At 55.1% G+C, this 10,160-nt stretch carries 11 protein-coding genes; all 11 read right to left on the bottom strand.

Annotated features, from left to right (window positions below; genetic code table 11):
- Positions 1-195 precede the first annotated feature (195 nt).
- Positions 196-1,719 carry a lysine--tRNA ligase gene (gene lysS / locus ACFO9Q_RS10670; protein ID WP_379181638.1) on the bottom strand — a complete coding sequence of 508 codons (1,524 nt, stop codon included), beginning with the start codon at positions 1,717-1,719 and terminating at the stop codon, positions 196-198.
- A gap of 209 nt (positions 1,720-1,928) precedes the next feature.
- The gene (gene greA / locus ACFO9Q_RS10665) at positions 1,929-2,405 is read right to left on the bottom strand and encodes a transcription elongation factor GreA (protein WP_379181636.1); all 477 of its coding nucleotides are present in this window, start codon (positions 2,403-2,405) and stop codon (positions 1,929-1,931) included.
- Between the two features lie 184 nt (positions 2,406-2,589).
- A complete protein-coding gene (gene dusB / locus ACFO9Q_RS10660; protein WP_379181634.1) occupies positions 2,590-3,594 on the bottom strand; it encodes a tRNA dihydrouridine synthase DusB in 1,005 nt (334 codons plus the stop codon).
- A gap of 44 nt (positions 3,595-3,638) precedes the next feature.
- Positions 3,639-3,854, bottom strand: a complete 216-nt coding sequence (locus ACFO9Q_RS10655) for a helix-turn-helix domain-containing protein (RefSeq protein WP_379181632.1) — start codon at positions 3,852-3,854, stop codon at positions 3,639-3,641.
- Positions 3,836-4,366, bottom strand: a complete 531-nt coding sequence (gene folK, locus ACFO9Q_RS10650; RefSeq protein WP_379181630.1) for a 2-amino-4-hydroxy-6-hydroxymethyldihydropteridine diphosphokinase — start codon at positions 4,364-4,366, stop codon at positions 3,836-3,838. Before folK ends, ACFO9Q_RS10655 begins: the two co-directional genes overlap by 19 nt.
- Entirely contained in the window at positions 4,344-4,730 is a 387-nt protein-coding gene (folB, locus tag ACFO9Q_RS10645; protein ID WP_379181628.1) for a dihydroneopterin aldolase, read from the bottom strand. The genes folK and folB overlap by 23 nt, the downstream gene beginning before the upstream one ends.
- Positions 4,731-4,737: 7 nt before the next feature.
- Positions 4,738-5,799: a dihydropteroate synthase gene (folP, locus tag ACFO9Q_RS10640; protein ID WP_379181626.1), complete on the bottom strand. Its 1,062-nt coding sequence runs from the start codon at positions 5,797-5,799 to the stop codon at positions 4,738-4,740.
- A gap of 35 nt (positions 5,800-5,834) precedes the next feature.
- Complete coding sequence (locus ACFO9Q_RS10635) at positions 5,835-6,665, bottom strand: aminotransferase class IV (protein ID WP_379181624.1); 831 nt, start codon at positions 6,663-6,665, stop codon at positions 5,835-5,837.
- A gap of 41 nt (positions 6,666-6,706) precedes the next feature.
- On the bottom strand, positions 6,707-7,288 hold the full coding sequence (gene pabA / locus ACFO9Q_RS10630; RefSeq protein WP_379181622.1) for an aminodeoxychorismate/anthranilate synthase component II: 582 nt from the start codon (positions 7,286-7,288) through the stop codon (positions 6,707-6,709).
- Positions 7,285-8,952 (bottom strand): anthranilate synthase component I family protein, encoded by a 1,668-nt coding sequence (locus tag ACFO9Q_RS10625; protein ID WP_379181655.1) that lies wholly within the window; start codon positions 8,950-8,952, stop codon positions 7,285-7,287. Before ACFO9Q_RS10625 ends, pabA begins: the two co-directional genes overlap by 4 nt.
- 191 nt (positions 8,953-9,143) lie before the next feature.
- Positions 9,144-10,082, bottom strand: coding sequence for a cysteine synthase A (gene cysK, locus ACFO9Q_RS10620; RefSeq protein WP_379181620.1), 939 nt, complete (start codon positions 10,080-10,082; stop codon positions 9,144-9,146).
- Positions 10,083-10,160: the final 78 nt, after the last annotated feature.

The raw sequence follows: 10,160 nt of genomic DNA, 5'->3' as shown, positions 1-10,160 counted from the left end.
TGTTTCTTGTGTGTCGTTCGCGTTTACCTCAGCGGCGACAAGAAATAATATATCACGGATGCCTATTGCATTGCAAGTGTTTTTTATAAAATAAATGAATAAATTCTAAAAGCGTGGAAAGACCACCTTCACACTCGCATTCCTACTATAGAAGAGAGCCGTTCAGGAACGTTCCTGAACGGCTCTCTATATGGCCTATTCGCCTGCGCGCTCGCGCATATGAGGGAACAACAGGACATCACGAATGGACGGTGCGTCCGTTAGCAGCATGACTAGGCGGTCAATCCCGATACCTAGCCCGCCAGTAGGCGGCATGCCGTACTCAAGCGCGCGGATGAAGTCGTCGTCCATCTCATGCGCTTCGTCATTGCCGTGCTCGCGCTCAACGAGCTGCGATTCGAACCGCTCGCGCTGATCGATCGGGTCATTGAGCTCGGTGAATGCATTGGCATGCTCACGAGCGACGATGAACAGTTCGAAGCGGTCGGTGAAGCGGCCGTCTTTTTCGCTTTTTTTGGCCAAGGGCGAGATTGCTACAGGGTGTCCCGTAACGAACGTCGGCTGAATGAGCGTATGCTCGCAGAACTGCTCGAAGAAGGCGTTCAGAATATGGCCGAAGGTCATATGCGCCTCCACCGGAACCTTGTGCTCCTTCGCCAGGCGGTGGGCTTCCTCGTCGCTCATCTCCGCGCCGAAGTCTACTCCGGTTACTTCCTTCACCAGATCAACCATGGAGACGCGGCGCCATTCCGGCGTCAGGTCAATCTCTTGGCCCTGATACGTAATCTTCGTTGTACCGAATACCTCTTCGGCAATATGAGCGATTAGATTCTCTGTCAGAGACATAATATCGCGATAATCTGCGTAGGCTTCGTACAGCTCAATCATCGTGAACTCGGGGTTGTGACGGGTGGAGATGCCTTCATTCCGATAGACGCGGCCAATCTCGTATACCTTCTCCAGACCGCCAACGATTAGACGCTTCAGATGAAGCTCAATCGCGATCCGCATGTACAGCTGCATATCCAGCGCATTGTGATGGGTGACGAACGGACGAGCCGCAGCTCCTCCAGCTATGGAATGCAGGGTTGGCGTCTCGACCTCCAGGTACCCGCGGGAATCCAGGTAACGACGCATCGACTGGATAATCCTCGAACGGCTGATGAACGTCTGCTGAACTTCCGGGCTCACGATCAGGTCTACGTACCGCTGACGGTAGCGAAGCTCGACATCCTTCAGGCCATGGAACTTGTCCGGCAGAGGAAGCAGCGACTTCGTCAATACCTCAATATCCTTCGCCTTCACCGATACCTCGCCGGTATTGGTCTTGAAGACGACGCCGCGCACACCGACGATATCCCCGATGTCGAGCATGTCGAAGGCCGCGTACTTATTCTCTTCCACCGTATCCTTGCGCACATAGATCTGTATGCGTCCGCTCAGATCCTGAATGTGGGCGAAGGCTGCCTTGCCCATGCCCCGCTTCTGCATGATCCGGCCGGCGATGCTAACCTCGAACGCCTGCGCTTCAAGATCTTCCTTGCTTGTCTCTTCATAGGCAGTGAGCAGATCCTTCGCTTGATGGGAACGCTCGAATCGGCGGCCGAACGGATCGACCCCAAGCTCGCGCAGCCCGTCCAGCTTATCTCTGCGAATCTGCAGCAGCTCACTTAACTCTTGCTCTTGCTGTTGTTCATTGTTCTCGTGCTCCAACACCATTCATCTCCCTTAACACCACTATCATTATTCAACCATTATAGCGTAACTCCGCAACTTATCCTATATTAGCAAAAAAGCTTCCATAAGGAAGCTTAAGACCTCGCATTGGAAGAGAAGGCGATATTCGGACCCTCTCCCGCTCGAGCTTGTTGTAGTTGATATGAACCTGCAATTCCGTCATATAACGGGGGTTGCTTCCTACTTCTTATCTACTTCTTGATGTCGACGATTTTATATTGAATAATGCCGGCCGGGACGTTAACTTCAACAATAGTGCCCTTCTTCTTACCCAAGATCGCCTTGCCTACCGGGCTCTCGTTCGAGATCTTGTTCTTCAGAGGATCGGATTCCGCCGTACCCACAATAGCATACTCCATCGTATCGCCGTACTCTACATCCTCAACGGTCACGATTGAGCCGATGCTCACCGTATCGATATCAATCTCATCATTATTAATAATCCGCGCGTTGCGGAGCATCTTCTCAAGGGTAATAATACGGCCTTCAATGAAAGCCTGCTCGTTCTTCGCATCCTCGTACTCGGAGTTCTCGCTGATATCGCCGTAGCCGATCGCTACCTTGATTCGCTCCGCAACTTCGCGGCGCTTGACGGACTTGAGATTCTCAAGCTCCTCTTCCAGCTTCTTCAGTCCCTCTTGAGTCAGAATGATTTCCTTGTCAGCCATCTATCCCGATTCTCCTGTCATGTGGCATATTATTCATACCTGGTATGAATTCACGGTTATCTTCATCTATTACGCTTACATTCTAACTTATCGAGATTATATTGCCTGATTATATTCAATCGTACAAGGATTGTCAATCGCAGCCAATTACCCCACAATCGGTGAAAAAAAACCGGAGCGCCAGCTAGTGTACTGCCGGCTGCTCCACTGATCCCGCTTGCTCTAGCGACACGACATAATCCTCCAGCATCCGAACAAGGCGGTCACGGGAAGTCTCCTCCATAATGGCATCCTTCACACTTGCGCCGCCAGGCAATCCCTTCAGGTACCATGCCAGATGCCTGCGCATCTCTCGAACGGCCACTGATTCACCCTTGAGCTCGATGAGGCGATCCATATGCAAGATGGCAATCTCCATCTTCGCACCTGGCGCAGGCTCTGGGAGGAGCTCACCAGTCGTCAGGTATTGAATGGTGCGATAGAGCATCCACGGATTGCCCAAGGCTCCGCGTCCAATCATGACGCCCTCACAGCCGGTGTGTTCAAGCAGACGCTTAGCATCTTCAGGAGAGAAGACGTCCCCGTTCCCAATAACGGGAATAGATACCGACTGCTTAACATCCCTTATAATGTCCCAGTTGGCGTGACCGGTATACAGCTGCTCCCGCGTGCGCCCGTGTACGGAGACGGCGGCGCCGCCTGCACGCTCGACCGCCTGCGCATTCTCAACGGCGTAGATGTGCTCACTGTCCCAGCCTACGCGCATCTTGACCGTTACGGGCTTCTTCACCGCGTCAACGACAGCGGACACCATCTCGTAGATCTTGTTCGGATCCAGCAGCCACCGCGCTCCGGCATCGCACTTCGTCACCTTAGGAACGGGGCAGCCCATATTAATGTCAATGATATCAGCGTTCGTCTGCTCGTCAACCACCTTAGCGGCCTCAACCAGAGAGTCGCGGTCTCCTCCGAAGATCTGCAAGCTAAGCGGCTTCTCCCTCTCATCTACAAACAGCATGTCGAGCGTGCGCTTGTTGCGGTGCAGAATCGCCTTGTCGCTGACCATCTCTGCGCAGACAAGGCCTGTTCCGAATTCCTTCGCTATGAGACGAAAAGCCGGGTTGCACACGCCAGCCATCGGCGCTAACACCACGTTGTTCTTCATCTGGATGTCTCCGATTGTTAGCATGTTGCTCCTTGCTCCTCTCCATCTATACGAGATTAGGTCATGAATTATGATGAATGCTCTGAATCTGTCAGCTCATTATAGTCAATGTTCAGCTTATCTGCGATTCGCTCGAGCAGCTTCTGCTCAGGCCTCCTGGTGCCTCTCTCGAGGGAGCCCAGTACGGCTACCGATATCTGCAGCTCCGCGGCAAGCTCCTGCTGGGTGTAGCCCTTCAGCTTCCGGAACGCCCGGACTCTCTGCGCTAATTGATGGTTCTCCATAGCTTGATGCCATCCTTCCTATCCCTGAGCGCGGCGCTCGATGCAGCATGTACGTCTTGGTATAACGGGTGAGGTTCGGGCAGAACATCATGAAGCGGAACGAGCACGAAGGAACGTTCCATCATTCGGGGGTGGGGAAGCATCAGCTCCTCCTCCTCCATGGTTACCCCGTCATACAGCAGCAGATCCAGATCAATCGTCCGCGGTCCCCAACGGATATCCCTCACTCGCCCCAGCTGACGTTCGACACCTAGCAGCAATCGCAGCAGATGCAGCGGCGTCAGCGACGTGCGAATGGCAATGACCATATTCATAAAAGCAGGCTGCTCTGTATAACCGACCGGGTCGGTCTCGTAGAGCCCTGATCTGCGTGTAACGATAATCTCAGCATGCTCCTGAAGCTGCTCTATCGCTCGCATAAGCGTAGCTTCGCGGTCTCCAAGATTGGCCCCCAGCGCAATATAGGCTTCATGCTGAACGTCTTCATTCCTAGACGGGAACGATCCCTCCATGGCTATCCCGACCTCTGCTCAGTTCCACGGTGACGCCGTCGAACACAATATCGAAGGGCGGATTCGGCTTCGTCACCTTCACCGTCACTTCATGTACCATAGTATAATTCTCTAGCACGCGGGATGCAATGTTCCCGCACAGCGCTTCAATTAACTTGAAGGGCTTCCCTTCGACAATCTTCTTCGTGAAGGCGTGAATATCGGCATAATTAATCGTCGCTTCCAGGTCATCGGTCCGTGCAGCCTGCTCCAGATCCAGCTTCAGGATGATATCGACCATATACCGCTGGCCCAGCTTGTTCTCTTCGGGGTATACCCCGTGGTAGCCGAAGAAGGACATGTTCCTTAAGTGCATCGTATCCATGCGGGTGTTACCTCCCTTGGTGATAGAGGATCGCGTCGGTCATCAACGCGATCCGCTTCATGGCTGCCACATCGTGCACCCGCACGAGCTGGCAGCCTTGCGCAATCCCGAGGGCGACGGTCGCGCCGGTGCCTTCGGTGAGCTCGTCCACCGGCAGATTCAGCGTCTGCCGGATGAACCGCTTGCGCGAGGTACCCAGGAGCACCGGGTACCCGAGCGCGGTGATGGCCGACAACTGGCCCATGAGGGCGAGGTTGTCGTCATAGGTCTTGGCGAAGCCGATGCCCGGATCGAGCCAGATCCGGCTGCCCGCGACGCCGGCGCTCTCGGCGATGCCGATGCTGCGCTGCAGATCGGCGAGCACGTCCGGGACGAGGTCCGCGTAGTCCCGGGCGGGTCGGTTGTGGCTGATGATGACAGGGCAGCCATGAGCCGCCGCGACGGCGGCCATCTCCGAGTCATGCTGCAAGCCCCATATATCGTTGATGATATGGGCACCAGCCTCCAGAGCTTGTCTGGCCGTCTCTGCCTTGTACGTATCGATTGAGATCGGGACATGTGGCAGCGCCTGTCTGACGGCGCGAATGACAGGAAGGACGCGGGATAGCTCCTCCTCGAGCGAGACAGGCTCGAAGCCTGGCCTTGTCGATTCGCCGCCGATATCAATGAGGTCGGCACCCTCCTCCACCATCGTTCGAGCATGTTCTACCGCGGCTTCGACATGGTGGTAGCGGCCTCCATCGGAGAAGGAGTCCGGCGTCGCGTTGAGAATGCCCATGATGAGCGTACGCTTGCCGAGCTCCAGATGAACGCCCTTGCCCAGCTCATAGGATCGCTGGTAGAAGGCCCCGAGCCTGCCGAATGGGTTGGCTGCTGGTTCTGATGCTGCTGAGACAGGCAGCTCTGATGCGGCTCTTGCCTCAGAGCTGGTTATCCCAGAGCTGTGTGTCTCTAAGCCACGCGCCCCAGAATCAGCTTCCTCTGAGAGCTGGAGCTTGCCGACCACGACAGGCATCGGTTCCCTCTTGGGCGGCTCGCTGACCGATGATTGCTGTTCAGCTCTATTCATATGCGGCTCATACCTCCCCTCTCCTGCTTAAGCATCTATTGATGGACAGCTTCCCTATAACGGCTCAGCAGCAAGCGGTGGACGGGGCCAGACTTGCCGCCCCCGACGATCTTCGACGCACCGCTCGCATCCGTCAGCTTCGTCACCGGGACAAGCTCCTGCACCGAGCCAGTGAGCCATACTTCTTCGGCTCCCAGCAGATCATCCCATGTATACAAGCCTTGCTCGGTCTGGAGGCCCGCGAGCTCGGCCTGCTCGAGCACATACCCTCTTGTAATGCCGGGCAGGATGCCGGTATCGATTGAAGGCGTGCAGATGACACGGTCCTGGCGGACGAAGAATAGATTGCTGACGATGCCTTCGGCCAGCCAGCCTTCACGGGTGAGCATCAAGCCCTCTGCTCCTGCAGCGGCCCCGATGGCCAGCATTTCTTTTCGAGCAACAATATTATTCATATAATGGAGAGATTTTAACCGAATAGCGCCTTCAGGAGTGTTCCTGCTCGTCTGCAGCTTCCTCAGCTCCCGCCCGCTCACGTACAGCTCATCGCTCATTGGAGGAAGCGCCTTGACCATGATGATCTCATTCGGCGCTGTGTAATCTCCTGAAGGCAGTCCGAGCTCCCCCGTCCCCGCGGAGACCGTTAATCTGACATACGCATCCTGCAAGCGGTTCTCCCCGAGCAGCTTAGAGATGAGCTCCGATAATTCAGCCGCTGTGCGATCGTATGGGATGCCAAGCTGAGCACACCCTTCCCTCAGCCGATGCAGATGCCGGTCCAGCAGGAAGGGGGTGCCATCATAGGTGCGGAACGTCTCGAACAGCCCTAATCCGTACAAAAAACCGTGATCATAAACTGAGATCACGGCGTCGCCCGCTGGAATCACGGACCCATTATATCCGAGCTTCATTGTACGGCACCGGTGCGCTGCTTGAGGAAGTTACGAAGCAGAGTAAGGCCATGCTGCGTAATGATGGACTCGGGGTGGAACTGTACACCTTCAATGGCATACTCCTTGTGCCGGAGTCCCATAATCTCCCCGTCCTCCGTCTCTGCGCTAATCTCCAGACAGTCTGGCAGCGTCTCCCGGCGTACAATTAACGAATGATAGCGTGTAGCGGTGAAGGGAGACGGGACACCTTCGAAGATCGTCTTGCCGTCATGGTGCATCTCCGACGTCTTGCCGTGCATCAGCTTGTCCGCACGCACAACCTCTCCGCCGAATGCCTGTCCAATCGATTGATGGCCGAGACATACGCCGAAGATTGGAATCTTGCCCTTGAAGTGCTCAATTAGAGACAAGCTGATTCCCGCTTCGTTAGGTGAGCACGGACCTGGCGAGATGAGGATATGGTCCGGGGCCAATTGTTCGATGCCTGCCAGATCTATCTCATCGTTGCGCTTCACGATGATCTCTTCTCCAAGCTCGCCAAGATACTGAACCAGGTTGTACGTAAAAGAATCATAATTATCGACTACCAGAATCATAGATCCCCGCCCCCTTCGACTGCTTCTATTGCTTCAATTCCTTCAATCGCTTCAATTGCTTCCACTGCTTCGAGCTGCTCGCTGAATTGAATGGCCTTCCATAACGCCTTGGCCTTGCTTAGCGACTCGTAATACTCACGTTCCGGCTCCGAATCAATGACAATACCTGCTCCGGATTGAATGTGAACCGTACCGTCCTTCACCGTCATCGTTCTTATAATTATATTAAATTCCATATCGCCGTTATAGTCAATCCAACCCATTGATCCTGTATACGGTCCGCGGCGCACAGGCTCAAGCTCTTCGATAATCTCCATCGTTCGAATCTTCGGCGCGCCGGTTATCGTACCCCCAGGGAAGGTCGCTGCAATGACATCGTAAGCATCCTTGCCCTCGGCCAGCTGTCCCTCCACTTGAGAGACGAGATGCATGACGTGGGAATAGCTCTCGATGACCATCAGCTCCTTCACCTCGACGGTGCCATAGCGCGAGATTCTCCCTAAGTCATTGCGCTCGAGATCCACGAGCATAATATGCTCGGCCCGCTCCTTCTCACTGCTATGCAGCTCTGCCGCCATCTCCCGGTCTTCGGCTTCGGTGCGGCCGCGCCTCCTCGTTCCGGCAATCGGCCTTGTAATCAGCCTGTCTCCGCGCTTCTCCACGAGAAGCTCTGGCGAAGCGCTGACGAGCTGGAAGTCCGGGCATCGCAGCAGCCCCATGTACGGGGAAGGGTTAACGAGCCTCAGCCATTCATACAGCTCCTCCGGCTGTGCCTCTGTTCGCATGCTCTGCCTTAAGGACAGATTGACCTGGAAGACGTCACCTTGTCCAATGTACCTCTGAATAGCCTGCACAGCCTCCATGAAGGATTCCTTAGGCAAGGAGAACTGAATGCCCGAGACCGATTCCACATCAATCGCCATCGTGCTGTCCCTCTCCAAGGCTTGCTGCCTCCGCTCGCTCTGCGCACCGTAACGCCCGCCAGCCGACGTCTCGAACAGCTCTTCCCATAGCTGAGCCATCCGGTGAGCCTGCTGTACCGCAGCCTCATAACGCTGCTGTAAGCTAGTTCCGGCGGCAGCGCCACTGCTGTCGCTGATGAGAACGGCATCAGTATCATGCTCATGCGTGTTGGCGCTATGCCCCTTCTGACCGAGCGTGCCTATACTAGTACCCGTCCCAGCCGAGACTGGAGTCTGCACGGCGCAATAGATCAGCTCCTGCTCGTGGTCGATCACCCATAGCTCATTCACCTGCATGAACAGGTAATCGGGAACGCCTAGATCATCAGCTGCCAGATGCGGAAGCCGCTCGATGGACCGAATGACATCATAGCTCCAGTAGCCTATGCACCCGCCCGTCCACTTCGGCCCTTCCCCTGCGAGCTTAGGCGCTGTATAACTCGACATCCACTGCCTGACCGCGTCCAGCGGCGCGGCCTCTATCGCTCGAGCCTCTCCTCCGCAATCGATATCCGTCACCGCACCTTGATCTCCGTTGCCGCGAATGACCGATACCGGTCTAAGTCCGAAGTACGTATATCGGCCGTCCTTCCCGCTCTCAAGTACGAAGGAGTAAGGGGCGGCTTGCTCCCAAGCCCGCTCCCACGTCCTTATACGCGAAGCCCCTGCTGGCAGCTTATGTACAATGACGACAGGAAGCATGCTGTAGCGCCCTTCCTCTGCCCAGGCCAACCACTCGGGCAATGTGACTAATTGTTCGTATGACTGCAAGCTGACTTGCCCCTCCCGCTCCCCCTTAAGGGGCTCTCTTATTGGAAGCTAGTATACCGAATACGTGGGCAAAAAGAAAGGGTTCCTGCAAGATGCAGGAACCCTTGTCTATCTCACTAGAATTAGTTCTCAAAGTTGAACAGCGGCGTGCTCAGGTAACGCTCTCCGTTAGAGGCCAGTACGGCAACGACACGCTTGCCTGCACCCAGCTCCTTAGCAACCTTCAGAGCGGCATAGATTGCAGCGCCTGAAGAGATTCCGCACAGAATGCCCTCTTCACGAGCAGCACGGCGAGCATACTCGAAGGACTCTTCGTTCTCTACCGTGATGACGCCGTCATAGATCTCACGATTCAAGATGTCCGGGATGAAGTTCGCCCCGATTCCTTGAATCTTGTGAGGACCTGGCTTGCCGCCTGACAGCATCGGAGATGCTGCTGGCTCCACTGCGTAGATCTTAATGTCAGGGAAGTTGTTCTTCAGCACTTCACCTGCACCGGAGATCGTTCCGCCTGTACCAATACCTGCAATGAAGGCATCCAGCTTGCCGTCCAGCGAATTGATGGCTTCGACAATCTCAGGGCCAGTCGTCTCGCGGTGAACCTTCACGTTCGCTTGGTTCTTGAATTGCTGAGGAATGAAGTACGATGGGTTCTCTGCAGCAAGCTCTTCCGCCTTGCGAACAGCCCCGTTCATCCCCTCAGAGCCTGGCGTCAGCACGAGCTCAGCGCCATAAGCGCGAAGCAGGTTGCGGCGCTCAATACTCATCGTCTCAGGCATAACTAGAATCGCCTTGTAGCCCTTAGCAGCAGCGACAAGAGCAAGTCCGATACCCGTGTTGCCGCTAGTAGGCTCTACAATGGTATCGCCTGGCTTAATGCGGCCTTCCGACTCAGCTACTTCAATCATTGATATAGCAATACGGTCCTTCACGCTTGCACCTGGATTCTGGTACTCCAGCTTAACATACACTTCTGCACTGCCCTCGGGCACGAGACGGTTCAAGCGGACGAGAGGTGTATCGCCGATAAGTTCAGTGACGCTCTGTACAATTCTAGCCATGAGAATGATTGCCTCCTTATTCCGACTAAATCAGTTGGTTTAACTGATTCCATCTTAACAATCTCTGGTATCCGTTGT

This window comes from Paenibacillus sp. GCM10023252 (assembly GCF_042653305.1).
Classification (GTDB): Bacteria; Bacillota; Bacilli; order Paenibacillales; family Paenibacillaceae; genus Pristimantibacillus.
Note: the sequence above shows the minus strand (reverse complement) of the source record. Positions and strands in the feature narration are given on the sequence as shown.

Excerpts from the sequence above, each read along its gene's own strand:
- lysS (WP_379181638.1), bottom strand. The coding sequence starts at position 1,719 with ATGGTGTTGGAGCACGAGAACAATGAACAACAGCAAGAGCAAGAGTTA.
- greA (WP_379181636.1), bottom strand. The coding sequence starts at position 2,405 with ATGGCTGACAAGGAAATCATTCTGACTCAAGAGGGACTGAAGAAGCTG.
- dusB (WP_379181634.1), bottom strand. The coding sequence starts at position 3,594 with ATGCTAACAATCGGAGACATCCAGATGAAGAACAACGTGGTGTTAGCG.
- ACFO9Q_RS10655 (WP_379181632.1), bottom strand. The coding sequence starts at position 3,854 with ATGGAGAACCATCAATTAGCGCAGAGAGTCCGGGCGTTCCGGAAGCTG.
- folK (WP_379181630.1), bottom strand. The coding sequence starts at position 4,366 with ATGGAGGGATCGTTCCCGTCTAGGAATGAAGACGTTCAGCATGAAGCC.
- folB (WP_379181628.1), bottom strand. The coding sequence starts at position 4,730 with ATGGATACGATGCACTTAAGGAACATGTCCTTCTTCGGCTACCACGGG.
- folP (WP_379181626.1), bottom strand. The coding sequence starts at position 5,799 with ATGAATAGAGCTGAACAGCAATCATCGGTCAGCGAGCCGCCCAAGAGG.
- pabA (WP_379181622.1), bottom strand. The coding sequence starts at position 7,288 with ATGATTCTGGTAGTCGATAATTATGATTCTTTTACGTACAACCTGGTT.
- ACFO9Q_RS10625 (WP_379181655.1), bottom strand. The coding sequence starts at position 8,952 with ATGCTTCCTGTCGTCATTGTACATAAGCTGCCAGCAGGGGCTTCGCGT.
- cysK (WP_379181620.1), bottom strand. The coding sequence starts at position 10,082 with ATGGCTAGAATTGTACAGAGCGTCACTGAACTTATCGGCGATACACCT.